A 26357-nucleotide genomic window follows, 5' to 3' on the forward strand; every position below is an offset into this window, starting at 1 on the left:
GTCGAGTCCTACGCCGTGACCGGCTGCAACGCCGGTTGCGCCTCGAGCCTCGCGCGGCGGTTCGAGGACGTGGTGATCCCGATGCTCGCGCTGATGACGAGCACCGCCGCGATCCCGCCGAACAACCCGATGGGCTGGCCGAGCAGGATCCACCCGGCGATGGCGGCGATGGCGGGCTCGAGGGAGAGCAGGATGCTGAAGACGTTCGACGGCATGCGTCGCAACGCGAGGAACTCGAACAGGTACGGCAGCACCGAGGCGAGGATGCCGGTGCCGACCGCGAGGAGCAACAGCCGGTGATCGGCGAGCACGACGTGCGCCTTGGCGATGCCGAACGGCATGGGGACGAACGAGCCGATGAAGATCGCGACGGCCAACCCGCCCGTGCCCTCGACCGCCTTGCCCGCGCGCGCCGAGGTGAGGATGTAGCACGCCCAGAACGCCCCCGCGCACAGAACGAAGAGCACGCCCATCGGGTCGAGCGCGGTCTCAGTCAGCGACTGGTAGCCCAAAAGAGCGAGGCCGACCGCGGCGAGCGCGACCCACACAAGGTCGCGGGCGGAGCGTGACAGGAACGCCGAGAGCAGGAGCGGGCCGATGAACTCGATGGTCACGGCCGTGCCCAGCGGGATGCGGGCGATGCCGGCGTAAAAGAAGCTGTTCATGAACCCGAGGCTGAGCCCGAATAGGACGACCGCGCGCCACTGGGTGGCGTCCCAGGCGCGCACGTTGGGCCGCGCCGCGGCGATCATGATGAGGCCAGCGATGAACAGCCGAAAGAAGGTGGTGCCAAACGAACCGGCGTGCGGGAACAGCTGGGTCGCGAACGCCGCGCCGATCTGCAAGGAGACGCAGGAGCCGATGACAAGGAGGACGCCGGTCGTTGGCACGTTGCTTGCCGACGCCTTCGGGGTGAAACTCATAGTTCTCATAGTGGAGCAAATTGATAGTTAAGTCTAGCAACCCTTTATTTCCGATATTATGTAGAAGTACTTAATCATTTTCCGGGCGGAAGGAACCCCATGGCGCTCAACCTCTCCCGGCTGCGCATGCTCTACGAGCTGGAACGGCTCGGCACCGTCGGCGCGGTCGCCGACGTCCTCCACTACACGCACTCGGCCGTGAGCCAGCAGCTCAGCCAGCTGGAGAAGGAAACCGGCCACGCGCTGCTCGAGAAGGCGGGCAGAGGAGTGGTCCTCACCGACGCGGGCAGGACGCTGGCGGGCTACGCCGAGCGGATCCTCACGCTCGCCGACGAGGCGGAGTCCGCGCTCGCGCGAACCGGCCCGGTGGTCGGCACCATCAAGGTCGCGAGCTTTCAGACGGTGCTCGTGGCGCTCATCCCCGAGACCGTCGCCGTGCTCGCCGAGCGCTACCCGGACCTCCACGTCGAGTTCATCCAGCGCGAGGTGCTCGACGGCATCGAGTCGCTTCTCGACCACGAGGTCGACGTGTGCATCGGCGAGCAGTTCCCCGGCACCCGGCCCATCGGCGGCAGGGGGCTCGTCCGCCGGGACTTCCACACCGAGCCCCTGCTGCTCGTCCAGCCCACGAAAGGGGAGTTCTCGGCGCCGCTGCCGCTGGCGCAGATGGCGGGCTTCCCGTGGATCATCGATCCCAAGGGGTCCGCGGCTGGCCAGTTCACGTGGAGCGTGTGCCAGTCGGCGGGCTTCGAGCCGAGGACCTTCATCGAGTCTCCCGACCCGCTCCTGGCGCTGCAGATCGTGGGGCAGGGGCGCGCCATCGCGATCCTGCCCTCGCTCATCGTCGGGCGCTTCCCCGAGCGCGTGGCCGTGCGCGCGCTGCCCGGCGACCCCGGGCGCGTCCTGTTCACCGCGACGAGACCGGGCCGGGAGAACCATCCCGCGATCGTCGCGTTCTGCGACGCGCTGGCCGAGGTGACCAAGAGGCTACAGGCGGAGACCTAGGGGTGCGGCGCCGATAGGCGTCGACAAGCGAAATGAAAATGTGACTTTTCTGTCAGCATCAATGAGTGGTGATTGATAGGCCTCTTAACGTGCGCAAAGCCTCGGTCGAGCGGGGACTCGGCAAACGCGAAGGTTGATTTTTGCCCAATCATGTTTGTGATCGCCTTGTTTTAGAGTAGAAATTCCTTGTGACTTCGAATCAGATGCGGAGTTCTTCGGCGAAAACCGTGAAGAGCAACCGCCATCCCTGGTGGAAGGTAATGTGCCTCTCGGGCGTCGATTACTACTCCACCCTTGGTTATCAGCCCGGCATCGCGGTGCTCGCGGCCGGCGCGCTGGCGCCCATCGCCACGGTCTTCCTTATCCTCCTCACGCTGCTCGGCGCGGTCCCCGTCTACCGGCACATCGCCAAGGAGGCGCCCGGCGGGCAGGGCAGCATCGCCGTGCTCGCGCGGCAGGTTTCCGGCTGGAAGGGCAAGCTGCTCATCCTCGTGCTGCTCGGCTTCGTGTGCACCGACTTCATCATCACGATCACCTTGTCCGCGGCGGACGCCACCGCCCACCTGCTGCACACCTCCGGCGGGGCGTGGAACATGCCGGTGACCTTCCTGCTCATCCTCGGGCTCGCCGCCATCTTCCTGCGCGGGTTCAACGAGGCCATCGGCATCTCCTTCGTGCTCGTGACCGCCTACCTGCTGCTCAACATCGTCGTCGTGGGCAACGGCGTCTTCCACTTGGCAGCCGACCCGTCGCTCGTGACCGACTGGTGGCACAACCTGCGCGCGGTCCACCCCGATCCGGTAGGCATGGTGCTCATCGCTGCGCTCGTCTTCCCCAAGATCGCGCTCGGCCTCTCCGGCTTCGAGACCGGCGTGTCGGTCATCCCGCAGATCGAGGGCAAGGACAAGGAAGCCCAGCTGCGGGGAGCAAAGAAGCTCCTGACCACCTCCGCGGCGATCATGTGCGTCATGCTCGCGGCCTCGTCGATGGTCGTGACCATCATGGTGCCCGCCGCCGAGCTCGAGGCGGGCGGCTCCGCGAACGGCCGCGCGCTGGCTTACCTCGCCCACGAGCAGCTCGGCCCCGTCGTCGGCGGCCTCTACGACTGGGTGACCGTGTTCATCCTGTGGTTCGCGGGCGCGTCCGCCATGGCCGGGCTTCTCAACCTCATCCCGAAGTTCCTGCCGAAGTTCGGCATGGCCCCGGCGTGGGTCGCGCGCCAGCGCCCGCTCGTGCTCGTCGTCCTCGCCATCGCGCTCGTCGTCACCTTCCTGTTCAAGGCCAACGTGGATGCCCAGTCCGGCGCGTACGCGACCGGCGTCCTCGTGCTGCTGTTCTCCGGCGCGCTCGCTTCCACTCTGGCCGTGTATCAGTCGCTTCAGAAGCGTCGAAAAGCAAACAAGCTGCTCGCAGAAACAGTCGAGGACACCTCTAGCGATAGAACGCTTGTCGACGCCGATGGCTTGGCAATCACGGAGGAGTTCACCGCCATCGACCGGGTGCGCGCGCGCCACCCCGTAGGCCAGGGCCCCGTCGCGATCAGGTGGCGGCAGTATCTCATGCCGGTCTTCTTCGGGCTCGTGACCGTCGCCTTCGCCTACACCGCCGTGGCGAACATGATCGAGCGCCCCGAGGGCCTGCACGTGGCCAGCTTCTTCATCGTCGGCATCGTGGTCGTCTCCGCGATCTCGCGCACGTCCCGCTCCTTCGAGCTGCGCAGCTTCACCATCGACTACGACACCACGGCGCTGAAGCTTATCGACGCCGCCCGCGTGGGCAAGCTGTCGATCATCGCGCACCGTTCCGACGCCACGAGCGTGCAGGACTACGAGCGCAAGGAGCACGAGATGCGCCGCCGCCACCTCATCCCCGAGAACCAGCCGATCATCTTCCTCGAGGTGGGCGTGCGCGACGCCAGCGAGTTCCTCACGCCGCTGTCGGTCACGGGCTGCCGCGTGGGCGACGCCTCGGTGCTGCGCACGACGGCGGCCTCCGTTCCCAACGCGATCGCCGCCATCGCCGTCGACCTGCACCACCGCAGCCCGGTGGACCTCTACTTCTCCTGGTCGCCGGGATCGCCGGTGCGCGACATGCTGCGCTTCTTGACGATCGGCAAGGGGCAAAACGCCGTCGTGGTCCACGAGATCCTGCGCCGGGCCTACCCGGACTGGCAGTCGCGGCCGCACGTGCACGTGGGTTAGGTCCCGCCTTTAGCCGCCGTCCCCGGATTCAGGGTTTTATGGGGCACAAGGTAGACTTTTATTCCGTGACACAGCAAACCTCCCAAAAGCACAATCCGGTGCTGGTCGTCGATTTTGGCGCCCAGTATGCGCAGCTCATTGCGCGCCGCGTGCGCGAGGCCAACATCTACTCCGAGGTTGTCCCGCACACCGTGACCGTCGAAGAAGTCAAGGCGAAAAACCCCGCCGCGCTCGTCCTGTCGGGCGGTCCCAGCTCGGTGTACGAGGACGGCGCCCCGCAGCTGGACCCGGAGATCATCAACCTGGGGCTGCCGGTGTTCGGCATCTGCTACGGCTTCCAGTTCATGACCAAGACCCTGGGCGGCACCGTCGCCTCCACCGGCGACCGCGAGTACGGCCGCACCGACATGACGGTGTCCGGCGGCGTCCTCCACGCCGGCCTGGAGACCACCCACAAGGTGTGGATGAGCCACGGCGACGCCGTCTCCGAGGCGCCGGAGGGCTTCACCGTGACCGCGTCGTCCGCGGGCGCGCCGGTCGCCGCCTTCGAGTGCGTCGACAAGCGCATGGCGGGCGTGCAGTACCACCCGGAGGTGTTGCACTCCCCGCACGGCCAGGAGGTGCTGGAGCGCTTCCTCACCGAGATCGCGGGCCTTGAGCAGAACTGGACCCCGGCCAACATCGCCGAGGAGCTCATCGAGGCCGTCCGCGAGCAGATCGGCCCCGACGGCCATGCGATCTGCGGCCTGTCCGGCGGCGTGGACTCCGCGGTGGCGGGCGCCATCGTGCAGCGCGCCATCGGCGACCGCCTGACCTGCATCCTCGTCGACCACGGCCTGTTGCGCGCGGGCGAGCGCGAGCAGGTGGAGAAGGACTTCGTCGCCTCCACCGGCGCGAAGCTCGTCGTCGCCGACGAGCGCGCCGCGTTCCTCGACAGGCTCGCGGGTGTTACCGACCCCGAGGCCAAGCGCAAGGCCATCGGCGCGGAGTTCATCCGCTCCTTCGAGCGCTCTGTTGCCTCCGTGCTGGAGGGCGAGCAGGTCGACTTCCTCGTCCAGGGCACCTTGTACCCGGACGTGGTCGAGTCCGGCGGCGGCTCCGGCACCGCCACCATCAAGAGCCACCACAACGTCGGTGGCCTGCCCGACGACGTCGAGTTCTCGCTCGTCGAGCCGCTTCGTTTGCTGTTCAAGGACGAGGTCCGCGCCGTGGGCCGCGAGCTCGGCCTTCCTGAGGAGATCGTCAACCGCCAGCCCTTCCCGGGCCCGGGACTGGGCATCCGCATCATCGGCGAGGTCACCGAGGAGCGCCTCGAGACGCTGCGCGCCGCCGACCTCATCGCGCGCACCGAGCTCACCGCCGCGGGTCTCGACGGCGAGATCTGGCAGTGCCCGGTGGTTTTGCTCGCCGACGTCCGCTCCGTGGGCGTCCAGGGCGACGGCCGCACCTACGGCCACCCGATCGTGCTGCGCCCGGTTTCCTCCGAGGACGCCATGACCGCCGACTGGACCCGCCTGCCGTACGACGTGCTGGAGAAGATCTCCACGCGCATCACCAACGAGGTGCCCGACGTCAACCGCGTCGTGCTGGACTGCACGTCCAAGCCGCCGGGAACCATCGAGTGGGAGTAGCGCACAAGGCCCCGTGATCCGATACGGATCCGGGGCTTTTGCCTTTTCGCTTGTCGACGGCCTTCGGCGGCGCGGACACCACGCGGGATTATTCGTCGAGTGTTTCCATCCCGGTAAACCTCAGGCTCGCCTCCCACAGCTCCTCTTGGTTTCGTTCGTCGTAGGACAGCTCCGAGGAACGCGCCACTCCGCGATCGCGGTCGACGTAAGCCCCGCTGCGCTTGGAAAGCGACGGCTTGGTCATCATCTCGGCGAGCGTGTCGGCGGAGGTATCGAGGTCGCCGATGCGATCTGGCATGCGCCGCTTGATCTCGTCGACCTCCTCCTTCGTGCGCGTGGCGGGCGCGAAGTTCGTCTGCATCATGCCCGGGTTGAAGGCGTTGACCGTGATCTTGCTGCCCTGCGCCTTGAGCCTGCGCGCGAGCGCGTAGGTAAAATACAGGTTCGCGAGTTTCGAGTAGGCGTACTTGCGGCGATCGACCTTACTGGGGTGGGCGAGGTGCTCGACGCCGGGCCAGGTGATCCCGCCGGGCGGGTTGTGCATGTCGCTGGTGACGTTGACGATGCGCGCGGTCGGCGTCAGCTGGGGTAGGAGCAGCAGGGTGAGTAGGAAGTGGCCGAGGTAATTCGTCGCGAAGACGAGCTCGAAACCGTCAGGCGTCTTTCCGTCGTGAAGCGGCGAAATGCCTGCGTTGTTGATGAGGCCCGCGAGCTTCACGCCCGAGAGCGAATCGACGGCGGCGCGGACCGACTTGAGCGAGGAGGTGTCGAGCGCGAGCGTCGTGACCTGCGCGTTGGGCGACTCGTCGAGGATCTTCTCGAGGGCGGCCTCGGCCCGATCGTGGTTGCGGCACGCCAAAATGACGGGGCGACCGGCGGCGGCGAGACGGCGTGCGGTCTCGAATCCGAGGCCCGAGTTGGCGCCAGTGATGAGGACGGTGTTCATGTCCCCACACTAGGCGCTTTCGACGGGGAAAGTAACGGGGTTAGGACTTTCGTTGGACGTCCGTGCCCGCCAGCGGCTTGTCGCCGGGGCGCGCGATGGGGCCGACCAGCTCGTGGGGGAGGTAGGGTTCCTCGAGGTAGGCGATGTCCTCGTCGGTGAGCGTGAGGTCGAGGGCGCGCACGGCATCGTCGACGCGGCTCGGGCGCGAGCAGCCGACGATGGGGGCGGCCACGCCCTTGGCCCAGTGCCAAGCGAGTGCGACATCCGCCATGGGAACGTCGTAACGCGACGCAAGCTCGGCGACGCGCGTGACGATAGGCATGTCGATCTCGCGGCCGCGGTCGTACTTGTTGCGCATCGTGCCGTCGGTGGTCGAGCGCGTGCTGTCGGAGTCCCAGGTGGGGCGCGTCAGGTGCCCGGAGGCGAGCGGGCTGTACGGCGTCAGGGACACGCCGTATTGCTGGCAGACGGGGATGAGCTCGCGCTCGTCCTCGCGGTAGAGCAGGTTGTAGTGGTTTTGCATGCTGGAGAACCTGGTCCAGCCGTTGGCGTCGGCGGAAAGCTGCATGTTGTGGAACTGGTAGCCGTACATCGCGCTGGCGCCGAGCGCGCGGACCTTGCCAGCGCGCACGAGCGAGTCGAGCGCCTCCATCGTCTCCTCGATGGGGGTCGAGTAGTCGAAGCGGTGGATGATGTAAAGATCCAGGTAATCGGTCTGCAGGCGGGCGAGCGTGCCGTCGATCTCGCGCTCGATGGCCGTACGGGAAAGCGCGCCTTCGTTGAAGAACACCTTGCTGGCGAGCACGACGTCTTCACGCTTGACGCCGAGGTTTTTCAGCGACTGGCCGATAAACTCCTCGCTCGTGCCGTGTGCGTAGGTGTTGGCGGTGTCGATGAAGTTGACGCCGAGCTCCAGCGCGCGAGCGATGACGACCTGGGTGCCTTCCTGATCGATGACCCACTGGTGGAAATCGGGGAACACCTTGCCGAAGCTCATGCCGCCGATGCACAGCCGGGGGACCGTGATGTCGGTTCGTCCAAGCGTGGTGTAGCGCATTGCTGCTCCTTCTAATCGGTTATCTCCCAGACTGCCACCGAATTGCCCGAGTTTAAAGGCCGACTTTTCGCATGTCGGCCATACGCAAGCTGCATACAACTACCGTTTCATGCGCTTTTTGTTCTTTTGCTTGCCGACGGTACGCTCCGCGTCGACAAGCATCTGTGCAAGCTGCAACAGGAATGCCTCGTAGGCGCGCGACTGCGATTGGCGCGATTTCCAAACCACCTGCGCGGGGATCTCGGCCTTGATGTCGATCGGGCGGAAGGTAAGACCGGGGTCGTTGCTCAGGCCTTGGAGCGTGATCGCGCAGCCGACGCCAGCGCGCACGAGGCGACCGGAGTTGTAATGGAGGTTGTGCGTGCCGACGATGTCGAGCGTCGACGGGTCGACGCCAGGCAGCAGCGGCAGCTTGTTGTCGGCGTAGCGCTGCGAGACGAGCAACGGGATGCCGCGCAAGTCATCGACGCTGATGACGCGCTTCGACGCCAAAGGGTGCTTCTTTCGCATGAGCAAGCCTGGGACCTCGTTGGTCGGCAGCGGGATGTCCTCGAAGCCCCGCGGCGTCTTGCCGAGGATGAGTGCGCAGTCGAGGCGGCCGTTTTCCATGCGTTCGATGGCGTCGTCGGCGGTTGTCGACACGATGTGGAAGCGCAGGTCGGGGTAGAGGTCGCGCAGCTTTCGGATCGTGCGGGCGATGTAGTCGAACGCCGTCGTCTCGGCGGCCCCGATACGCACGACGCCCGCGACTTCGCCGCGGCTGGCGTAGATCTCGGTCTCGGTGGTGCGCACGAGGTCGAGGATCTCGCCCGCGCGGCGCGCGAGCAGCATCCCGTCGTGAGTCATCGTGACGCCGTTGCGCGTGCGCTCGAGGAGCTGCGTGCCCAGTTGTTTTTCGAGCTCCGCCAGTTGGCGCGACACGGTTGGCTGGGTGAGCATGAGCTCGTCGGCGGCACCTGAGATGCTGCCCTCGTGGACGATGGTGAGGAAGGTTTCGAGGTTGCGAAGCTCCACGCGCGGGCCCTTCTTGTATGCAATATGCGTATATAACCAATGAAATATTTACATTTTACATACATCACGCGCGTGCCTAGGGTGGGAAACGTGCAAGGAAAAACGGAGCGAAGCGACCTCGACACCACCGGCCTGCTGTTGGATGCGGGCCTGTCGGGGGAGCTCGCGCGCAGGGTGGCCATGCTCATTAGTGCAGGCCACGCGGGCGAGGCGAAGGCCCTGTTCGCCACGCAGAGGTTTGCGCTGGTGGACGCCTCACGCAGGTGCCACCGCCAGCTGCTCTCCCTCGACACCGTCATTGCCCAACTCAACGCTTAAGACAACACAGAAAAGGCACCCACCATGGCAATCAAGCAAACCGCGGGTCGCGATCAGCTCGGCGACTTCGCCCCCGCCTTCGCCGCGCTCAACGACGACGTCCTCTTTGGCCAGGTCTGGTCGAACGAGGCGCTGCCGCTCAAGCAGCGCAGCATCATCACCGTCACCGCGCTTCTTGCGCAGGGGCTTGTCGACGACTCCTTCGGCTACCACCTCCAGACCGCGAAGAAGAACGGCGTCTCGAAGGAGGAGATCGCAGCCCTTATTACGCACGTGGCCTTCTACGCTGGCTGGCCGAAGGCGTGGGCGGCGTTCCGCCTCGCGAAGGGCGTGTGGAGCGACGCCGAAGGGACGTCGACAAGCGAAATGACGAAGGAACAGTACGAGCAGACCTCGATGTTCCCCGTCGGCGAGCCGAACGACGCGTTCGCCGAGTACTTCATCGGGCAGAGCTACCTTGCCGAGGTCTCGAGCGAGCAGGTCGTGCTACACAACGTCACCTTCGAGCCGGGCTGCCGCAACAACTGGCACATCCACCACGCCGCGACCGGCGGCGGGCAGCAGCTCATCTGCGTCGGCGGCAACGGCTGGTACCAGGAGTGGGGCAAGCCGGCCCAGGCGCTCAAGCCGGGCGACGTCGTCAACATCCCCGCTAACGTTAAGCATTGGCACGGTGCTGCGAAGGACAGCTGGTTTAGCCACCTCGCCATCGCCGTGTCCGGCACCGAGACCAGCAACGAATGGCTCGAGCCGGTGTCCGATGACGAGTACAACGCACTTTAAGGAGCAACAATGACCATCCCTAGCTTTACCCTGAACACTGGGGCCGACATCCCGGCCGTTGGATTCGGCACCTGGCTCATCGACGACGACGCGGTCGCCCCGCTCGTGGCCGACGCCATCAAGGCGGGCTACCGCCACATCGACACCGCGCAGGCCTACGGCAACGAGGCGGGCGTGGGGCGCGGCATCAAGGACTCCGGCGTCGCGCGTGAGGAGCTGTTTATCACCACGAAGGTCGCCGCGGAGGCGAAGGACTACGACTCCGCTGCGGCGTCGATCGACGAGTCGCTGCGCAAGCTCGGCCTCGACTACGTCGACCTCATGATCATCCACAGCCCGCAGCCGTGGGCGGAGTTCCGCGAGGTGGACAACCGCTTCTTCGCCGAGAACCTCGAGGCGTGGCGTGCGCTCGAGGACGCGCAGGCCGCGGGCAAGATCCGCGCGATCGGCGTGTCGAACTTCCTCGTCGACGATCTGCAGAACATCCTCGACAACGGGCGTGTGAAGCCCGCGGTCAACCAGATCCTGGCGCACCTGTCGAATATGCCGACCGAGCTCATCGGCTTCTGCAAGGACAACGACGTGCTCGTGGAGGCCTACTCGCCGCTCGGCCACGGCGCGAACTTCAAGAACCCGAAGATTGCGGCCCTAGCGGAGAAGTACGGCGTGAGCGTGGCCCAGCTGTCGATCCGCTACCTCGTGCAGAAGGGGCTCGTGCCGCTGCCGAAGACCACCAGCCCGGAGCGGCTGCGCGCGAACCTCGACATCGACTTCGAGATCGCCGACGACGACATGGCCGCCCTCGACGAGATCAAGGACGAGCCGGACTACGGCGAGCACAGCTTCTTCCCGGTGTTTGCGGCGAAGTAGCGGGTGCGGGTTCGAGGCCGTAGGCGTCGGAAAGCGTAGTATGCTTTTTCGACGAACGACGAGGGAAGGGACCTGCCATGATCATCGACAAGTACTGGGGACGGTTCTTCGGTGACAGCGCTGACAGCGCCACCCTCGTCGCCTACCTCGACGCGAAGGACAAGGAGATCCTCGAGGTCTCCGAGATCTTCGCCGACCTAGGCATCGACAAGCTCGCGGGCAACTACACCGACGCGCGCCTCGATGCCACGGTCGACGGCGTCGACTACCACTTCGACCAGGTCTTCCCGGTGATCATGGACCTGTCGGTGCTGCTGCTCGAGTCGAAAACGACCCGCCGCTTCAACCTCGCGCGCATCGGCGGCGCGAAGGACCGCAACATGCGTGTCGACGCCGGCCCCAAGGAGAACACGCAGATCACCACGGCGCTGAAGTACTTCGCGCTCATGCCGGAGGAGCACGCCATCGCGGAGCAGTTCGACGAGGACGATTGGTACGAGATCGGCAACCTCTGCGAGGAGATTCGCGCCTCGCTCGATTAGCACGCTTGTCGACGCCTACGGCTTCTAGCGCACAGCCGGCGTCTGCTCAGCGGCCTTGATCATGAACCCCGACCGCCCTTGGGCGAAGTATTGGTCGACGTAGAAGGCCACGAGATTCGCCGCCTCCGCGTATCCCATCCCCTCCGGCGGGTGGATGTTGGACACACAATTGCGCGACTCGTCGGTGGTCCCGGGCCTTGTCCGCCACGTCGAATAGATCCCTAACGAACTGGGCACAGAAAGCCCCGGTCGTTCGCCGATGAGGACAAGGGTGACGTCCCACCCCGCTGCGTGCCCGATGTGGTCGCCAAGCGCGACTCGCGCCTGGTGCGCGATGACCGGCGTCGCGACGTCGTACGAGGGCAGCGCCCGCCTGATGGCGTCGTACATTCTCGGGCCGTGTTCGGCGACGGCGATGGGGGATAGCCCGTCGGCAAGTACGACGCCCACCTGTCCCGAGCACTCGTCCAGCGACGGAAGCGTGCCGGGAAGCCTGCCAAGGTCGGGGCGCATGAGGTAAAGCTCGCGGCTTTCGGCCTTCGAGTGCACGTGCACTGGCTTGTCGACGCCAAGGCTACGCAGCTCCTCCTCAAGGGCAGCCGAGTCCAGCGGGGTGTGGACGGCGTCGCGCGCGGATGCGTGCGCGCTGAGGAACTCGAGCCGGGCGCGCGTGGGGATCGCGGCGCCTGTTCGGCCCAGGCCCACGCGCGCGGGGGTGAGGGAGCGCAGCTGCTCGGTGGGGCTGAGACTAGACATGAGTACGTCCTCCGATCTGAAGAAGCTGCCCGATCTCGAGCGCAGGATGGGCGCTCAGCGCACCGTGGTCGTCGACAAGCTGCATCCCGCGCAGCCACGAACCGAACTCGGGAGCAAACCCTCGCCCCGTGACCGCGCGGGCGAGGGCGACGTCGTGGTAGCTCAGCGACTGGTAGCCGAGCATGATGTCATCGGCGCCAGGCACACAAATGACGAACGCGGTTCCGGCTTGGATGAGCAAGTGGAGGAGCGTGTCCATGTCGTCTGAGTCGGCCTCGGCGTGGTTGGTGTAGCAGACGTCGACGCCCATCGGCAGGCCCAGCAGTTTGCCGCAGAAGAGGTCCTCGAGCCCCGCCCGGATAATCTGCTTGCCGTCGTAGAGGTACTCGGGGCCGATGAACCCCACCACGGTGTTCACGAGCAGCGGATTGTAGCGACGCGCAAGGCCATAGGCGCGCGCCTCGAGCGTTTGCTGGTCGATGGGGCGACCGTCGGCGTCGCGATGCGCCGCCGCGGAAAGCGCGGAGCCCTGGCCCGTTTCGAAGTACATGCAGTTGTTGCCCACCGAACCGCGGCCGAGCGACAGCGCGGCGGAGTAGGCCTCGTCGAGGATCTCTGGGGTGACCCCGAAGCTGTCATTGGTGCCCTCGGTGCCCGCGATTGATTGGAAGACGAGATCGACAGGCGAGCCTTTGTCGATCAGATCAATCGTCGTGGTGACATGCGTAAGGACGCAGGATTGGGTGGGCACCTCGTAGCGCTCGCGCACCTCGTCGATGAGACGGAGCAGGGTGTCCACGCGCGAAGGGATGTCGGTCGCAGGGTTGATGCCGATCACTGCATCGCCCGAGCCCATGAGCAGCCCATCCGCGATGGAGGCGGCCACCCCGACGGGGTCGTCGGTGGGGTGGTTAGGCTGCAGGCGCGTAGCAAGCGTGCCCTTCCGTCCAATCGTGCTGCGGAAAGCCGTGACGTTCTCGATCGCGCCCGCAACGGCGATGAGCTCACCATTGCTCATGAGCTTTGACACGGCGGCGACCATTTCCGGCGTGAGCCCCTTGGCGAGGGCCGCGAGATCCATGCCGCCTTCTTCTCGATAGCAGGCGGCCAAGAGCCATTCGCGAAACTCGCCGACGGTAAGCGACGCGACGATCCCGAAGCACTCGAGGTCGAGGCCGTCGAGAACGACGCGGGTGACCGAATCCGATTCGTAGGGGAGCGCTGGTTGGTCAAGGAGGTCCCGGAGGGGGATGTCGGCGAGCACCCAGCGCGCGGCTGCCCGCTCTTGCGCCGAGGAGGCCGCGGCCCCTGAGAGCACGTCGCCGGAGCGATGGGGAGAGGCCTTGGCAAGGACGTCGTTCAGCGAGGCGAACTGATAGGTATGCCCGCCGAGGGACTGCGAATAGATCATGCCTCGACCTCGCTCGGCTTCGCATCCCTTGTCGGTTGGCCGGATCGCTGCGAGAGAAGGTAGACACCGACCATGAGGGCGAGAACCGCGGTCGATACCGCCCCTACCGCGAAGTTGGACACGAAGGCAGACACGATCGCCCCGCACGCGAGGAGGAAAGCGATGCCCGAGGTGGCCTGGCCGCCCGGCGTCTTGTAGGGGCGCGGCAGGGTCGGGTTTGTCCGGCGCAGGACGAAGTGGCTGGCCATCATGAGCGCGTAGGAGATGACCGCGCCGAACACCGCGACGCTCATGAGAGTGTCGCCCTCGACAAACAGCGTGAGGGCGAAGCCAAGAACCGCCGGAATGATGAGCGCGTAGGTGGGTACCCCTCGGCCGTTGACCTTACTAAGGAATGACGGCAATACCTGCTCGTTTGCGAGGGAGTAGATAAGGCGCGAGTAGCCGTACGTGATGGAGAAGAAGGAAGCGATCAGCCCGATGAGTGCGGCTGCATTGATCGTCGTCACGAAGGTCGGATTCGCCCCGACGGCCTCGAGACCGCTGACCAAGGGGTTCCCGGACTCTGCGAAGACGTCGGTGCCAGCGGCACCTGGGCCCACGACGAGCATTGCAATGGCGGAGATCGTGAGGATCGCCATGGAGCTCAAGATAGCTCGGGGGATGGTGCGGTGGGGCTCGCGTGCCTCCTCGGCTGCCATCGGCACGCCCTCGACTGCGAGGTAGAACCAGATGGCGAAGGGGATGGCTGCCCAGACGCTTGTGGCGCCGTGCGGGAATAGCTCGATGCCCTGAGTGAGCGCCGCCCCGTCGAAATGGGGAAGCATGACGACGGTGTACGCGATGAGCGCGACCGCCGCGACGGCGGTGATCCCGAGCATCAGCTTTAATGCTTCACCGGCACCCGCGAGGTGGACGCCGACGAAGACGACGTAGCAAGCGAGATAGATCGGCCAGCCGCTGGTGAGTCCGAACAGGTGGAGCGACTCGACGTAGGAACCGATGAAAGTGGAGATCGCGGCGGGGGCGACGACGTACTCGATCACGATGGCAGCCGCCGTGATGAATCCGCCGAGGGGACCGAAGGCCGCCGTGGCGAAGCGGTGCCCGCCACCTGCGCTGGGCAGGGCCGCCGAGAGCTCGGCCAGCGACATGCACATGGTCAGGTATAAGACGGTGACGATGACGAGGGCGATGGCCATGCCGCCCCACCCGCCGTCGGCGAGACCGAACTGCCAACCGGCGAAGTCGCCTGAGATAACGAATGAAACACCCAAGCTCGTGATGAGCAGCCAGCCTAGGGTGCCTTGCTTGAGCTTGCTTTCGGTCACTGTGCTTGCAGTTGACGTTTCGTGGGAGGTCAAAATGGCCATGGTCGCACTTCCTTCGATGAGCAGTTTGACGATACGACCTAATTTATATCTATCGACCGACAGAAACAAAAATTTGTATTCACTCGCGCCTTCTTTGATTAGCACGATTGTCGACGCCTACGGCCACCAACCGTAGGCGTCGACAAGCCTCTATTCGTACCGCAACGCCTCAATCGGGTTCAGGCGCGCGGCCTTACCGGCGGGGTAGTAGCCGAAGAAGAGGCCGATGATCAGCGAGAACAGTAGCGACAAGACGATGCCTCCCAGGGGTGGGAACACGAACGTACCCAAAAGCGTCGAGCCGATCATGCCGAGCGCGGCGCCGAGCGCGATCCCGATGAGCCCGCCGATCATGCACACGATGATCGCCTCGACGACGAACTGCACGCGGATGTCGCGACGCGTGGCGCCGAGCGCCTTGCGAACGCCGATCTCGCGGGTGCGCTCGGTGACGGTGATGAGCATGATGTTCATGACGCCGATGCCGCCGACGAGCAGCGAGATGCCGCCGATCGCCGAGATCGCCAGCGACATGGTGGAGATGATCTTGTTGAAGCTTTCCAGCTCCTTCTTGAAGTCGCCGACCTTCGCGCGGTAGTCGGGGTCGTCGGCGTACATCGTGTCGAGGAAGTCCTGCAGGTCCTGCTTGAACTGCGCCTGGTCCTGATGGGCGTCGGCACGCACGCTGATCGACGACGAGGCAACGCCGGCGCTCGCCTCCGTCGACAGCCGTGCCTCGGCGGGGTAGGGGACATAAACATAAGAGGTGGAGTCGCTGCCGAGCAGCGCGCCCCCGTTCGCGTTCTTGTACACGCCGACGATCGTGAAGTCGGCGGTGCCGGTGGCGATGCCGATCTTCGCCTTCTTGCTGAAGCGTTTCGTGCCAGCGGCGGTGATGGCCATGGGGTCTCCTCGTTCTGTGTCGGGACGACCTTAGTGAAAAGGTCTATCATTGGTAGCGTTTTTCAAGCTTAGGGTGGGCGGTCGGGAATCGATTCATTCCGTGGTATGAGATTCGACGCCGCTCTGCCCGCTGCGCGGCGGCTAGCGCCGTGAGCATGGAAAACGCCCCCTCGTGAGGAGGGGGCGAAGTGGAGGGTCTACCCCCAATTAAGGGGTTGCGCGCACGTCGCCTAGGTCGTTGTGCGCGGTGATCGTCAGCGTGTGCGCTGAGTCCGCGCCGCTCGCCTTGCCGGGCTGGCAGTTGACGTCGCCCAGGTCAGAGGAGCAATTAAGCACCACCGGCACCTTCGTCGGCAGGGTGATCGTGATGTCGCCCAGCGAGTTGTTCACGGCGATCTCGCGGTCGGCGTCCAGGCGCTGCAGCCCGGAGAGGTCGAGCGTGATGTCGCCCGCCTCGGTCTCGTAGGTCGCGGCGAGCTGCGACTCGTCGGTCACGGTCGTGTTCACGTCGCCGAAGTCCGGGTGCGTCTTCGAGGCCTGCGTGAGCGCGACGGAGGCCGCCACAACCATCAGCGCCGCGGCCCCAATAAGAATCCATCGCCAGGGGCTTTTTTGCTTTTCGACGCTCACCTTCGGCGGCTCCGGCAGGTGCCACAGCGAAGGCGCGGCGCCGAGGGGATCCCACTCCGGCGGGGTCGGCGCGGTATACGGCGCCGCGAACCCCTCGGCAGGGGTGTATGCGCCAAGATCGACGCTCGGGGCATCCTTTGGGGTCTCGGTGATGAGCCCCTGCGGCGGCTGGGGCGTGCGCGCGTGCAGCCCGAACCAGGCGGCGGCCATGAGCGCCAGCACGATCCACAGCGAGGTGTCGACGATCCCCTCGCTGAGCAGTCCCACGGACCCCGAGGTGATCGCGATGCCGGCCACGAGCCACCAGCCGGTGCGCTGCTCCTTCTTGAGCGTCGCACCCCCGGGTGCTGCGCCGTCGATGTTGGCTAGCAGCAGCTCGCCCGGCGACTTGGGCACCGAGTAGCGCGGCATGAGAATCCAGCACAGCAGGTAGGCGAGGATGCCCCCGCCGAACAGCGCGGCCGCGACGAAGACGATGCGCACGAGCGTCGGGTCGATGCGGTAGCGCACGCCGATGCCCTCGGCAACGCCAGCCACCTTCGCGTTGCTGCCCTGAGAGGAGGGCAGTCGAACGGGGCGCGTGGCCCACATGCTCTTGAGAGTTCCTGTGTTGTCCATGTCTTCATTGTCGCGGGGCCGCCCGCCCTAGCGCATCGGGGAAGGCCCCGATCTTTTCCCCCATTGCCGGTTGTCGGGGTGGCGGTAGGCGTCGACAAGCAAAAGCGCGAACAAATCAGGGTCACCCCTGATGCGGGGGCCTGCGGACGGGTGCGAAGATAGGGGGCATGATGCAAGAAGCGGCATACCCCCAGTACGTCCGGCGCAAGGACGGCGCGGTGCTGGCCGGCGTCGCGACGGGGCTCGCGGCGCACCTCGGGCTGCGCGTCGATCACGTGCGGCTGGCGCTCGTCGGGCTCGCGCTGTGCGGCGGGCTCGGACTGCTCATTTATATAGGTCTGTGGATCTTCACCTCCGCCCGCGACCTCGAAACCCCGCCGGAGACGGGATTTAGCCGCGGGCTCAACTACCTGCTTGTGGTCGTGGCCTGCTTCGGCGCGGGCGCGGTGGGCGGCATGGCCTCGGGGATGTCGGGCGGCGTGCTCGCGGCCCTGACGATCATCGCCGTCGGCGCGGGGCTGGCGTGGCTGTCGTTCGATCGCGCGGACGGGGAGCCCGGGGTGCGCGCGGTGGTGCCCATCGCGTTCGGCGCGGTGCTCGTGCTCGGCGGCGTGGTGCTCACGATCGTGCAGTGGAGCAGCCGCGAGAGCTTCGGGCTGGCGCTCGCCGCGGTCTCGCTCACGCTGCTCGGCGTCGCCGCGCTCGGCGTTCCCTTCGGGCTGCGGATGTGGACGCGGTTTAACACCCAGCGCGAGGAGAAGCTCATCGCCGACGAGCGCGCCGAGATCGCCAACCGGCTTCACGACTCCGTCCTGCAGACGCTCGCCATCATCCAAAAGCGCGCCGACGACCCCGCCGAGGTGCGCAGGATCGCCCGCGGCCAGGAGCGCGAGCTGCGCCAGTGGCTGTTCGCGCCGACGGAGGACACCACGGTGTTCGCCGCGCTGCAGCGCGCGTGCGGCGAGGTGGAGGACACCTTCGGCGTGCGCATCGCGCCGGTGACCGTCGGCGAGGACCTCGCGCTCACCGAGTCGCTGCAGGCCGCGGTGCTCGCCGCGCGCGAGGCGATGGTTAACGCCGCCAAGCATGCGGGAGTGGATAGCGTCGACGTCTACGCCGAAAGCTTCGGCGGGCTCGAGCTCTACGTGCGCGACCGCGGCCCTGGCTTCAACCTCGACGACGTCCCGTCCGACCGGCACGGGGTGCGCGACTCGATCCTGGGCCGCGTCGAGCGCAACGGCGGCACTGTGACGATCAAGACCGCGCCGGGCGAAGGTGTCGAAGTGGCGATCTCCATGCCACAATAGTTTTCATGAGCGCTCCCATTTCCGTCTTCCTCGTCGACGACCACTCCGTCTTCCGCTCCGGCGTCAAGGCCGAGATCGGGGACCGCGTGCGCATCGTCGGCGAGGCGGGCAGCGTCGCCGAGGCGATCGCGGGCATCGACGCGACCTCGCCGGACGTCGTGCTGCTCGACGTTCACATGCCCGACGGCGGCGGGGTCGCGGTGCAGCGGGGCGTGAGCGCCTCGCCGCGCTTCCTCGCGCTGTCGGTGTCCGACGCCGCCGAGGACGTCATCTCCGTCATCCGCGCGGGCGCTCGCGGGTACGTGACCAAGTCGATCAGCGGCCCGGAGCTGGTCGACGCGATCGAGCGCGTGAACTCCGGCGACGCCGTGTTCAGCCCTAGGCTCGCCGGCTTCGTCCTCGACGCGTTCGCGCGCCCCGACAAGGCGGCGGGTTCCGGCGTCGTCGATGCACCCGAGCGCGATGCCGCCGTCGAGCACGGCGCGGTCGTCGACGATCCGATCGTCGACGCGCTCACCCGCCGCGAGCTCGAGGTGCTCAAGCTGCTCGCGCGCGGCTACACGTACAAGGAGATCGGCCAGGAGCTGTTCATCTCGGTCAAGACCGTCGAGACGCACGCCTCGAACATTCTGCGCAAGACGCAGCAGTCGAATCGGCACGCGCTGACGCGCTGGGCGCACTCGCGCGATCTTGATTAATGTGCTTATCGACGCCTTCGGCTCGTCGACAAGCTAATCGAGGAAGGCGAGCGCACGCGTGCCGTCGACGTGGGGGAACACGAGCCACACCCACGCGAAGACGGCGACGAACACCACGAGAGTGACGCCGACCGACGCGGGCGCGAGCAGCGGGGCGAGCATGAGCGCGAGCCACACGAGAAACAGCGGGACGATCTGGCCGAGCTTCGGCCTGTAGTAGAGGTTGCGCTCCTCGAGGAAGGCGCGGATCTCGCGGCGGTAGGGGTGGCTGAAGATGAGAAGCGTGCCCGCGGCGACGCAGCCGACCATGACCGCGACCTGCACGCCGCGGCCGAGCGCGGTGGTGAGCACGGCGACGGCGACGGCGAAGAAGAACGACGTCCCTAGGCGAACGACGGTGGGGGTGGGGATCGGTGTCTTTCGCTGGTGGGAATCGAGGATCGCGTTCATGCCCTTTACGCTAACACGCCCCCTGCAGGGAGATTGACCCCATGGGTTGGGGGCGCATAGGATGGGGGAGTGAATCAAACATTTGTTCGAAAAGGTCGGGAAGTGGATGGTCCGCGTCCCGGCCGGGACGAACAGATCGCCGCGCTGCGCAAGAAGCTCGAGAGCTTCGAAACCGTCAAGGCGCCGCTGCCGGTCGCCGAGCCCGTGTCGGTCCCGGACGCGCTGGCGCGCCTGCTGCCCGGCGGCGGGCTCGCGCGCGGGGCGGCCTACTCGCTCGCCCCCAGCGCGCTGCTCACCGTCGAGCTCGTGGCGCACGCGAGCGCCCGCGGCGGGGTTGTGGGCGTGATCGGCTGGCCGGAGCTGGGCCTGGGCGGGGTTGTCGAGTCGGGCGGCCAGCTGGATCGGATCGTGGTGGTCCCCGACCCGGGCCTGGAGCCGCTCATGGCGGTGGCCGTGCTCGTCGAGGGGCTCGATCTCGTCGTGTACAAGGGCGCGGCGCGTACGCTGTCGCCGGTGGCCGCGCGCCCGCTGCTGGCCAAGCTGCGCGGGGGGAGGGCGTCGCTGCTCATGGTCGGCACGCAGGTGCCCTCGCCCGCGGCACGGATCGACGCCGAGCTCGCCGCCGTCGAGGGCATCGGCGCGGGAACGGGGCGCATCCGCGGGCTGACCCTCGACGTCGAGGTGCACGCGAAGGGGCACCACCGGCGCGGGGAGTTTGTCATCGGGCAGGCGCCGCAGCCGCGCCTGCGGGCGGTCTAGGATGCGCACGCTGGCGCTGTGGTTCCCGGACTGGCCCGTCCAGGCCGCGCGCTACGAGGACAAGGCGGGCGCAGGGCCCGTGGTCATCGCCTCCCGCTACCGGGTTGCGGTGTGCGACGGCGCCGCGCGGGCGGCCGGGGTGCGACGCGGGATGCGGGTGCGCCAGGCGCAGGCGCTGTGTCCCGCGGCGAGCGTCGTCGACGCCGACCCCGAGCGCGACGCACGCGCTTTCGCCGGAATGGTCGAGGACCTCGCCGAGGTCGTGCCGAGCATCGAGATCCTTCGCCCGGGGATGGTCGTCATCAACGCGGGCGCGGCCGGGCGATTCTACGGGAGCGAGGCGCGCGCGGCGGAGAAGATCATCAACGCCGCGGCGCGAGCGGGCATCGACTGCCTCGCAGGCATTGCCGACGAGATCCCCACCGCCGTCATCGCGGCGCGTGCGCAGCGCGTCGTCGAGCCCGGCGCCTCGCGGGCGTTCCTCGCCGGGCAGCCGGTGCGGGTGCTGGGCGTGGAGGAGTCCTTGGGGTGCGAGCCGGAGGTCGTCGACACGCTCGAAAACCTCGGGCTGCGCCTGCTCGGGGAGCTCGCCGCGCTGCCGACAACGACGGTGTCCACGCGCTTCGGGCGCGCCGGGCTGCGCTGCCACGCGATCGCCGCTGCCGAGGACGATCGCCTCGTGGCGCCCGCCATCGACGGCGAGGACCTGAGCGTGTGGGTGCGTCCCGAGGACCCGATCACGCGCGTCGACGAGGCGGCGTTTCTCGCGAGGGCGCTGGCGGCGCGGCTGCACGAGGCGCTGAGCCGACGCGGGCTCGTCTGCCAGCGGCTCAGCGTTCAGGCGGTGACGCACTCGACGACGCTCGAGCGCACCTGGCACACCCGCGCGCAGCTGTCGGAACGCGCCATGGCCGACCGCGTGCGCTGGCAGCTCGACGCGTGGCTGGCCGCCGGCGGCGGGGACGTCATCTGCGAGCTGGGTCTTCGCCCCGTTGAATGCAGCGTGCCGACGGCTAGAAGCTTGTGGGGCGCGGACTCTAGCGACGAAGCCCAGCGCGTCATCGCCCGACTGCAGTCGACGCTCGGCACGGACGCGGTGCTCACCCCCGTGGATGTCGGCGGGCGCGGGGTGAGCGAGCGGATCGGGATGGTCGCCTACGGGGACTCGGCCGAGGAGAAGGCGCTGGCGGCGAAAGGGAGTTGGCCGGGGCGCATCCCGCCGCCGCTTCCGGCGTGCATGTCCGGCGAGGCCGCGACGCTGGTCGGGGCCGGGGGAGAGGTCTACGTGACGGGTGAGGCGGTGCTGAGCACGGAGCCTGCGACGCTGCGCGTGGGGAAGGAATCCTTCGAGGTCACCGGCTGGGCCGGCCCCTGGCCGGTCGACGACGGCTGGTGGCGGGGGAAGGCCCCTGAGGCGCGGCTGCAGGTGGTGGGCGTCGACGGGCGCGGGCACCCGCGCGCCTGGCTTCTGGTGTGGACGGGGGCGTGGCGGGTGGAGGCGCGCTTCGAGTAGCTAGTCGCGGCGGATGTCGACGACAAGCCGCGACGGGTTGTCGAGGGTTTGCACCGAGTAGGCGTGGCTGCCGTTGAGCCCGATGACGAACTGGGCGCGGCCCTCGAAGGTGCCCAGCGACTGCACGCCGGTGACGACGCCGCCGGAGGCATCGATAGGAGCGAGGTTGGGGTCCTCGATGCCGAGCTCGAAGGGGTAGGTCACGCCGTCGATGTTGACGACGAGCGCGGTGTTGCCCTTGTACTCGACGGCGTTACCGCTGCCCTGCTGTGTCGGGTTGGGGGTCAGCTCGGTGAACCAGCCGGGTGTGCCGGTGCCGGTGAGGTCGAAGACGACGCGGTCGAAGCCGTCGTGGCTGCCGTAGCGCATGCCGGTGACGACCAGCTGCGCGTCACTCGACTGGTGCTGGGTCTTGTTGTCGGTGCTGGCGTCGCCGAGCGGGGCGAGGCCAGCGGTGTCCGAGGTGAGCGAGGCGGCGGCCTGCGCGGAGTCGGAGCCGGAGGCGTCGGTCGAGCTGGAAGCGCCAGCGGCCCCAGAGCTCGAGGTGCCCTGAGTGCTCGGCGAGGTCCCAGCGCCGGAGCCGCAGGAGGCGAGCGCAAGCGCGCCGGTGGCGAGGACGGCAAGGAGAAGACGACGGGTGGCCGCAGGGTGGATACTCATAACACCAACCGTAACTTCCTTCTCGCCCGTCACGGAAGGCTAAAGCGGGGCTCTCGTGAAATCGTTGTCAAACCTTAACCATCGCGTGCGCGGCCGAAGGCACGTCGTCGACAAGCAAAAAGCGCAGGGAAATTGATAAGGGGATCCTAAAGGGCGCTAATCTTGGGGTATGACTAACGTGCGTTGTTCAGATGTGGTCGGCGAACCGCTGCCCGGGACGTCCAAGCCGGGGAAGATGTACATCGTCTTCGAGAAGCCGGGGGCGTGGAGCCACGACATCCTCGATGGCGGCACCTTCAGCCCCGAGCTTTCCGAGCGGCTGCGGGCGCTGCCGGGCGGGCTCTACCTCATCCGCAAGCACGGCCGCGAGGGGCATGTGAAGAAGGACAGCCACGTCGTCTACCTCGTCTTTTGCGAGGAGGCAATCACTGAGCGCCTCGAGGTGGGCGACGTCGAGGACCTCTTCGACCTCGATCTGGCCGGCCCCGGTCGCAACCCGGGCGCCGTCGTCGTGACGGAGCCGCTCCTGCTCGTGTGCACGCATTCTAAGCGCGACGTGTGCTGTGCGATCAAGGGGCGGCCGATGGCGCAGGCGCTCGTCGAGGCGTATCCCGACGCGCCGATCTGGGAGTGCTCGCACACGAAGGGGCACCGGTTTGCGCCGTCGCTCGTGCTCATGCCGCACAGCTACTCCTTCGGCCGGCTCAACCACCAGGCGGCGGTCGACATGTATGCGGCGTCGCGACGGGGTGAGATGTTCCTCGCGGGAGCTCGCGGTCGGGGGATCTACGACGCGCGCGGGCAGGTGGCGGAGCTGGCTGTCGCGTCGGCGCTCGCGGAGGCTGGCGAGACTGTGCGGATGGGGGCGCTGCGCGTCGACGGCACGACGGTGACGCACGCCGACGGCCGCCGCTTCGAGGTGGAGCTTGCAAAAAAGACCACCGGCGGCGTGCTGTCTTCCTGCGGCGATGAGCCGAAGCAAGCCGCGTCGTGGGTGGCGGTTGGCGTTCGTCAGCAGGCGTAACGACGCCTACGGCTGGTCGAGCTGGATGCCTCTGGTGCCGGGGCGGGGACGGAGAAGCGCTAGAACCGAGCCGTCTCCCTGATGGCTAGTCGTGGATAGCGAAACCGCACCGTCAACCACAGGGGCGACGGTGCGGGATGTATGCGTTTTGTGCGCGGTAAGCCGCTTTGTATGCGCTACGCGCATGCTAGCGGCGCATGACCTTCTTCGCGAGCCAGTTGCCAAAGTTCTGCGCGAACTGGACGATGATGACGATGACGACGGTCGAAACCAGCGTGACCTGCCAGTCGTAGGCCCGGTAGCCGTAGGTGATGGCGAAGTCACCGAGTCCGCCGCCACCGATGTAACCGGCCATCGCGGACATGTCGACGATGGCGATGAAGACGAAGGTGAAGCCGAGGATCAGCGGGCCGAGAGCCTCGCGAACGATGACGGAGGTGATGATCTTCCAGGGCGAGGCACCCATCGCGCGGGCGGCCTCAATGACGCCGGGATCGATCGTGACGAGGTTCTGCTCAACGATGCGCGCGACGCCGAAGGTCGCGGCGATCGACATGCCGAACATCGCCGCCTCGCGGCCGATCTGTGTGCCGATGACGGCGACTGTGATCGGGCCGATGGCGGAGATCAGGATGATGAACGGGATCGGCCGGACGAGGTTAACCAGGAAGTTGATGAGGAAGTAGACGGCCTTGTTCTGCAGAACGCCGCCCGGGCGGGTGGTGTACAGCAGGACGCCGAGGATGAGGCCGAAGAAGCCGCCCACGATCAGGGTCACGCAGACCATGACGAGGGTGTCGACGATGGCGTTAGAGAAGGTGGGGCCGAGCCGCGACCAGTCGGCCGCGAGGATCTGGGTGGTCATCGGGCGATCTCCTTAATCTCGGTGGTCTGGCGAAGGTGGTCGTAGAAGGCGTTGATCGCGGCGTCGGGGCCCGTCAGGCGCACGGTCACCTTGCCGAAGCTGTGGCGCTGCAGCGTCGTGATGCCGCCGTGAACGATGCCGATGGAGGCCCCGGCCTCGCGTGCGGCGGCCGCCGCCGCGAAGAAGCCGGATTCCTCGGTCAGGTTGATGGTGAACAGCCGGCCATCGTGGGCGAGGAGGTCCTCGGACTCGATGGCGTCGGGGGTGTTGCGAAGCGCCGTCGCGACGAAACGCTGCGCGACGCGGGTGCGCGGGTTGGAGAAGACCTCGTAGGTGCTGCCGTACTCGACGACCTTGCCCTCTTCCATGACGGCGACCTTGTCGGCGATCGCGCGCACGACCTCCATCTCGTGGGTGATGACCACGATGGTGATGCCCAGTTCCTTGTTGACCTTACGTAGGAGGTTCAAGACCTCGTGGGTGGTCTCGGGGTCGAGGGCGGAGGTGGCCTCGTCGGCAAGCAGGAGGTCCGGGTTGGTGGCTAGCGCGCGGGCGATGCCGACGCGCTGCTTCTGCCCGCCCGAGAGCTGCTCGGGGTAGTTCTTGCCGCGGTCGCCAAGTCCGACGAACTCGAGCAGCTCCGCCACGCGCTTGGTCCGCTCCGCCTTGGGCATGCCCGCGAGGGTTAGCGGGTACTCGATGTTGCCAGCGGCCGTGCGCGAGCCGAACAGGTTGAACTGCTGGAAGATCATGCCGATGTTGCGGCGCAGCGCGCGCAGCTGGCGCTCGGGCATGCCGACGACGTCGGTGCCGTCGAGGCGCAGGTGGCCGCTGGTCGGCGTGTCGAGGCCGTTGATCATGCGCACGAGCGTCGACTTGCCCGCGCCGGAGTAGCCGATCACGCCGAGGATCTCGCCGGGCTCGACGGTCAGGGTGACGCCGTCGAGCGCGGTGACTTTCTTCTTGCCGGAGTCGAAGACCTTGGTGACGTCTTCGAACTCGATTCTGGTTCCGGTCATGGTTCTCTATCTGTCGGGGGCTTGAGCCCGTGGGTGCCCGCACCGGGCGGGGAAGCAAAACAACGCTCTCACAGCCTAAACGCCCCAGGCCGTCGACAAAAGTCTGAAAGGAGCCTGGGGCGTGAGAATGTGGGCGGCAGCGTAGCGTCGAAAAGCGAACTACTGAGCCTGCTGCTCGAGGCGGTCGAGGATGGACTGCAGCTCCTCAGGGGTGCGCTGGACCTCGACGGAGGTTCCCTTGGAGTCCTCGGCGATGGCGTCCTGGACCGGCTGGGTGTGCCACAGCTCGACCAGCTTCGCGATGTTCGGGTCGTCCTTCTTATCCTGCTTGGTCACGAAGACGTTGATGTAGGGCTCGGCCTCGGTGGAATCCGGGTTGTCCTGGAAGACGGCCAGGTTCGGGTCGATGCCGGCGCGGTCGAGGAAGGAGTTGTTGATGATCGCCGGGGTGCCCTCGCCGTAGGCGGCGGTGGTCTGTGCGGCGTCGACCGGGGTGACGGACACCTTGGAGGCGCCCTCATCGATGTCGGCGGGTGCCGGGGTGACTAGGCCCTTGGCCTCTTCCTTGAGCGTGATCAGTCCCGCCTGGACGAGCACGTTGATGGCGCGGCCCTGGTTGGAGGGGTCGTTCGGGATGGCGACGGACTTGCCCTCGATGCCGTTGAGGTCGCTGTGGTCCTTCCAGAACAGTGCCAGCGGCACGATCTCGGTGGCGCCGACCGGGGTGAGGTCGTCGTTGTTGCCGGTGTTGTACTCGGCGAGGAACTTCAGGTGCTGGAACTGGTTGACGTCGATCTGGTCCTGCGACAGCGCCAGGTTCGGGGTGGAGTAGTCGGAGAAGTTGGTGATCTCAAGGTTGATGCCGTTCTCCTTGGCGGCGTCCTCCATGGCGGACCAGGCCTTCTTGGTGGAGTCGGTGGTGCCGATGCGGATGGTGACGTCCCCGGAGGAGCTCGAGGAGCTGTCGGAGGAGCAAGCCACGAGGGTGGTGGCGCTGAGCAGGACGGCGAGGCCGGTGGCCACCGTGCGGCGAAGATTCATGGAGGTTTTCCTTTCGTTTGCTGTGCGGCGTTGCTCGGCG

General features: G+C 66.9%; 26 protein-coding genes. 12 read left to right on the top strand and 14 right to left on the bottom strand.

Features of this window, described 5'->3' with window-relative positions; genetic code table 11:
- Window positions 1-8: 8 nt before the first annotated feature.
- Window positions 9-923, bottom strand: coding sequence for an EamA family transporter (locus tag B843_RS02655; protein WP_025251976.1), 915 nt, complete (start codon window positions 921-923; stop codon window positions 9-11).
- 99 nt (window positions 924-1022) lie between these two features.
- Here B843_RS02655 and B843_RS02660 point away from each other — a divergent pair, with 99 nt between their 5' ends.
- The 3 genes from B843_RS02660 to guaA all read left to right on the top strand — a co-directional run bounded on the left by B843_RS02660 (window position 1023) and on the right by guaA (window position 5760).
- Window positions 1023-1928 (top strand): LysR family transcriptional regulator, encoded by a 906-nt coding sequence (locus B843_RS02660; protein WP_025251977.1) that lies wholly within the window; start codon window positions 1023-1025, stop codon window positions 1926-1928.
- A gap of 188 nt (window positions 1929-2116) precedes the next feature.
- Complete coding sequence (locus B843_RS02665; RefSeq protein WP_155895075.1) at window positions 2117-4129, top strand: APC family permease; 2013 nt, start codon at window positions 2117-2119, stop codon at window positions 4127-4129.
- 65 nt (window positions 4130-4194) lie between these two features.
- Window positions 4195-5760 (top strand): glutamine-hydrolyzing GMP synthase, encoded by a 1566-nt coding sequence (gene guaA / locus B843_RS02670; RefSeq protein ID WP_025251979.1) that lies wholly within the window; start codon window positions 4195-4197, stop codon window positions 5758-5760.
- An 88-nt stretch (window positions 5761-5848) separates the two neighbouring features.
- Here the strand turns inward: guaA and B843_RS02675 are convergent, their stop codons facing one another.
- The 3 genes from B843_RS02675 to B843_RS02685 all read right to left on the bottom strand — a co-directional run bounded on the left by B843_RS02675 (window position 5849) and on the right by B843_RS02685 (window position 8777).
- Entirely contained in the window at window positions 5849-6706 is an 858-nt protein-coding gene (locus B843_RS02675) for an SDR family NAD(P)-dependent oxidoreductase (RefSeq protein ID WP_025251980.1), read from the bottom strand.
- 40 nt (window positions 6707-6746) lie between these two features.
- On the bottom strand, window positions 6747-7763 hold the full coding sequence (locus tag B843_RS02680; RefSeq protein ID WP_025251981.1) for an aldo/keto reductase: 1017 nt from the start codon (window positions 7761-7763) through the stop codon (window positions 6747-6749).
- 99 nt (window positions 7764-7862) lie between these two features.
- Window positions 7863-8777, bottom strand: coding sequence for a LysR family transcriptional regulator (locus tag B843_RS02685; protein WP_025251982.1), 915 nt, complete (start codon window positions 8775-8777; stop codon window positions 7863-7865).
- 90 nt (window positions 8778-8867) lie between these two features.
- Between B843_RS02685 and B843_RS02690 the strand changes: the two genes are divergently transcribed.
- The 4 genes from B843_RS02690 (at window position 8868) to B843_RS02705 (ending at window position 11290) form a co-directional block, all read left to right on the top strand.
- Complete coding sequence (locus B843_RS02690; RefSeq protein ID WP_155895076.1) at window positions 8868-9095, top strand: hypothetical protein; 228 nt, start codon at window positions 8868-8870, stop codon at window positions 9093-9095.
- 24 nt (window positions 9096-9119) lie between these two features.
- The gene (locus B843_RS02695) at window positions 9120-9878 is read left to right on the top strand and encodes a carboxymuconolactone decarboxylase family protein (protein WP_025251984.1); all 759 of its coding nucleotides are present in this window, start codon (window positions 9120-9122) and stop codon (window positions 9876-9878) included.
- Between the two features lie 9 nt (window positions 9879-9887).
- Window positions 9888-10748, top strand: a complete 861-nt coding sequence (locus tag B843_RS02700) for an aldo/keto reductase (RefSeq protein WP_025251985.1) — start codon at window positions 9888-9890, stop codon at window positions 10746-10748.
- 77 nt (window positions 10749-10825) lie between these two features.
- Window positions 10826-11290 carry an imm68 putative immunity domain-containing protein gene (locus tag B843_RS02705; protein ID WP_025251986.1) on the top strand — a complete coding sequence of 155 codons (465 nt, stop codon included), beginning with the start codon at window positions 10826-10828 and terminating at the stop codon, window positions 11288-11290.
- Window positions 11291-11314: 24 nt separating this feature from the next.
- On the opposite strand, the gene eutC is transcribed toward B843_RS02705, so the two are convergent.
- The 5 genes from eutC to B843_RS02730 all read right to left on the bottom strand — a co-directional run bounded on the left by eutC (window position 11315) and on the right by B843_RS02730 (window position 16981).
- Window positions 11315-12046 carry an ethanolamine ammonia-lyase subunit EutC gene (gene eutC / locus B843_RS02710; protein ID WP_038595181.1) on the bottom strand — a complete coding sequence of 244 codons (732 nt, stop codon included), beginning with the start codon at window positions 12044-12046 and terminating at the stop codon, window positions 11315-11317.
- Window positions 12039-13457, bottom strand: coding sequence for an ethanolamine ammonia-lyase subunit EutB (locus B843_RS02715; protein WP_025251987.1), 1419 nt, complete (start codon window positions 13455-13457; stop codon window positions 12039-12041). Before B843_RS02715 ends, eutC begins: the two co-directional genes overlap by 8 nt.
- Window positions 13454-14788: an ethanolamine permease gene (eat, locus tag B843_RS02720; protein WP_025251988.1), complete on the bottom strand. Its 1335-nt coding sequence runs from the start codon at window positions 14786-14788 to the stop codon at window positions 13454-13456. The genes B843_RS02715 and eat overlap by 4 nt, the downstream gene beginning before the upstream one ends.
- Window positions 14789-14980: 192 nt before the next feature.
- Window positions 14981-15733: an ABC transporter permease gene (locus B843_RS02725; RefSeq protein WP_025251989.1), complete on the bottom strand. Its 753-nt coding sequence runs from the start codon at window positions 15731-15733 to the stop codon at window positions 14981-14983.
- Between the two features lie 207 nt (window positions 15734-15940).
- Window positions 15941-16981, bottom strand: a complete 1041-nt coding sequence (locus B843_RS02730) for a PspC domain-containing protein (RefSeq protein WP_025251990.1) — start codon at window positions 16979-16981, stop codon at window positions 15941-15943.
- Between the two features lie 170 nt (window positions 16982-17151).
- Between B843_RS02730 and B843_RS02735 the strand changes: the two genes are divergently transcribed.
- Window positions 17152-18288 carry an ATP-binding protein gene (locus B843_RS02735; RefSeq protein ID WP_197020785.1) on the top strand — a complete coding sequence of 379 codons (1137 nt, stop codon included), beginning with the start codon at window positions 17152-17154 and terminating at the stop codon, window positions 18286-18288.
- A gap of 17 nt (window positions 18289-18305) precedes the next feature.
- Entirely contained in the window at window positions 18306-18986 is a 681-nt protein-coding gene (locus tag B843_RS02740; RefSeq protein WP_025251992.1) for a response regulator, read from the top strand.
- 33 nt (window positions 18987-19019) lie between these two features.
- On the opposite strand, the gene B843_RS02745 is transcribed toward B843_RS02740, so the two are convergent.
- Window positions 19020-19436: a hypothetical protein gene (locus B843_RS02745; RefSeq protein WP_025251993.1), complete on the bottom strand. Its 417-nt coding sequence runs from the start codon at window positions 19434-19436 to the stop codon at window positions 19020-19022.
- Between the two features lie 102 nt (window positions 19437-19538).
- Here B843_RS02745 and B843_RS02750 point away from each other — a divergent pair, with 102 nt between their 5' ends.
- Complete coding sequence (locus B843_RS02750; RefSeq protein WP_025251994.1) at window positions 19539-20195, top strand: hypothetical protein; 657 nt, start codon at window positions 19539-19541, stop codon at window positions 20193-20195.
- A gap of 1 nt (window position 20196) precedes the next feature.
- Window positions 20197-21708, top strand: coding sequence for a Y-family DNA polymerase (locus B843_RS02755; RefSeq protein WP_025251995.1), 1512 nt, complete (start codon window positions 20197-20199; stop codon window positions 21706-21708).
- On the opposite strand, the gene B843_RS02760 is transcribed toward B843_RS02755, so the two are convergent.
- Window positions 21709-22368, bottom strand: coding sequence for an AMIN-like domain-containing (lipo)protein (locus tag B843_RS02760; RefSeq protein WP_025251996.1), 660 nt, complete (start codon window positions 22366-22368; stop codon window positions 21709-21711).
- Window positions 22369-22537: 169 nt separating this feature from the next.
- Between B843_RS02760 and B843_RS02765 the strand changes: the two genes are divergently transcribed.
- The gene (locus B843_RS02765) at window positions 22538-23392 is read left to right on the top strand and encodes a sucrase ferredoxin (RefSeq protein WP_025251997.1); all 855 of its coding nucleotides are present in this window, start codon (window positions 22538-22540) and stop codon (window positions 23390-23392) included.
- A gap of 187 nt (window positions 23393-23579) precedes the next feature.
- On the opposite strand, the gene B843_RS02770 is transcribed toward B843_RS02765, so the two are convergent.
- From B843_RS02770 to B843_RS02780, 3 genes are all read right to left on the bottom strand, one after another.
- Complete coding sequence (locus tag B843_RS02770; protein ID WP_025251998.1) at window positions 23580-24257, bottom strand: methionine ABC transporter permease; 678 nt, start codon at window positions 24255-24257, stop codon at window positions 23580-23582.
- Complete coding sequence (locus B843_RS02775; RefSeq protein ID WP_025251999.1) at window positions 24254-25276, bottom strand: methionine ABC transporter ATP-binding protein; 1023 nt, start codon at window positions 25274-25276, stop codon at window positions 24254-24256. The genes B843_RS02770 and B843_RS02775 overlap by 4 nt, the downstream gene beginning before the upstream one ends.
- A gap of 159 nt (window positions 25277-25435) precedes the next feature.
- Window positions 25436-26317, bottom strand: a complete 882-nt coding sequence (locus tag B843_RS02780) for a MetQ/NlpA family ABC transporter substrate-binding protein (RefSeq protein ID WP_025252000.1) — start codon at window positions 26315-26317, stop codon at window positions 25436-25438.
- Between the last annotated feature and the right edge of the window lie 40 nt (window positions 26318-26357).

It is taken from the genome of Corynebacterium vitaeruminis DSM 20294, assembly GCF_000550805.1.
Lineage (GTDB): Bacteria > Actinomycetota > Actinomycetes > Mycobacteriales > Mycobacteriaceae > Corynebacterium > Corynebacterium vitaeruminis.

Excerpts from the sequence above, each read along its gene's own strand:
- B843_RS02655 (WP_025251976.1), bottom strand. The coding sequence starts at position 923 with ATGAGTTTCACCCCGAAGGCGTCGGCAAGCAACGTGCCAACGACCGGC.
- B843_RS02660 (WP_025251977.1), top strand. The coding sequence starts at position 1,023 with ATGGCGCTCAACCTCTCCCGGCTGCGCATGCTCTACGAGCTGGAACGG.
- B843_RS02675 (WP_025251980.1), bottom strand. The coding sequence starts at position 6,706 with ATGAACACCGTCCTCATCACTGGCGCCAACTCGGGCCTCGGATTCGAG.
- B843_RS02680 (WP_025251981.1), bottom strand. The coding sequence starts at position 7,763 with ATGCGCTACACCACGCTTGGACGAACCGACATCACGGTCCCCCGGCTG.
- B843_RS02695 (WP_025251984.1), top strand. The coding sequence starts at position 9,120 with ATGGCAATCAAGCAAACCGCGGGTCGCGATCAGCTCGGCGACTTCGCC.
- B843_RS02700 (WP_025251985.1), top strand. The coding sequence starts at position 9,888 with ATGACCATCCCTAGCTTTACCCTGAACACTGGGGCCGACATCCCGGCC.
- B843_RS02705 (WP_025251986.1), top strand. The coding sequence starts at position 10,826 with ATGATCATCGACAAGTACTGGGGACGGTTCTTCGGTGACAGCGCTGAC.
- eutC (WP_038595181.1), bottom strand. The coding sequence starts at position 12,046 with ATGTCTAGTCTCAGCCCCACCGAGCAGCTGCGCTCCCTCACCCCCGCG.
- B843_RS02715 (WP_025251987.1), bottom strand. The coding sequence starts at position 13,457 with ATGATCTATTCGCAGTCCCTCGGCGGGCATACCTATCAGTTCGCCTCG.
- B843_RS02725 (WP_025251989.1), bottom strand. The coding sequence starts at position 15,733 with ATGGCCATCACCGCCGCTGGCACGAAACGCTTCAGCAAGAAGGCGAAG.
- B843_RS02730 (WP_025251990.1), bottom strand. The coding sequence starts at position 16,981 with ATGGACAACACAGGAACTCTCAAGAGCATGTGGGCCACGCGCCCCGTT.
- B843_RS02735 (WP_197020785.1), top strand. The coding sequence starts at position 17,152 with ATGCAAGAAGCGGCATACCCCCAGTACGTCCGGCGCAAGGACGGCGCG.
- B843_RS02745 (WP_025251993.1), bottom strand. The coding sequence starts at position 19,436 with ATGAACGCGATCCTCGATTCCCACCAGCGAAAGACACCGATCCCCACC.
- B843_RS02755 (WP_025251995.1), top strand. The coding sequence starts at position 20,197 with ATGCGCACGCTGGCGCTGTGGTTCCCGGACTGGCCCGTCCAGGCCGCG.
- B843_RS02760 (WP_025251996.1), bottom strand. The coding sequence starts at position 22,368 with ATGAGTATCCACCCTGCGGCCACCCGTCGTCTTCTCCTTGCCGTCCTC.
- B843_RS02765 (WP_025251997.1), top strand. The coding sequence starts at position 22,538 with ATGACTAACGTGCGTTGTTCAGATGTGGTCGGCGAACCGCTGCCCGGG.
- B843_RS02770 (WP_025251998.1), bottom strand. The coding sequence starts at position 24,257 with ATGACCACCCAGATCCTCGCGGCCGACTGGTCGCGGCTCGGCCCCACC.
- B843_RS02775 (WP_025251999.1), bottom strand. The coding sequence starts at position 25,276 with ATGACCGGAACCAGAATCGAGTTCGAAGACGTCACCAAGGTCTTCGAC.
- B843_RS02780 (WP_025252000.1), bottom strand. The coding sequence starts at position 26,317 with ATGAATCTTCGCCGCACGGTGGCCACCGGCCTCGCCGTCCTGCTCAGC.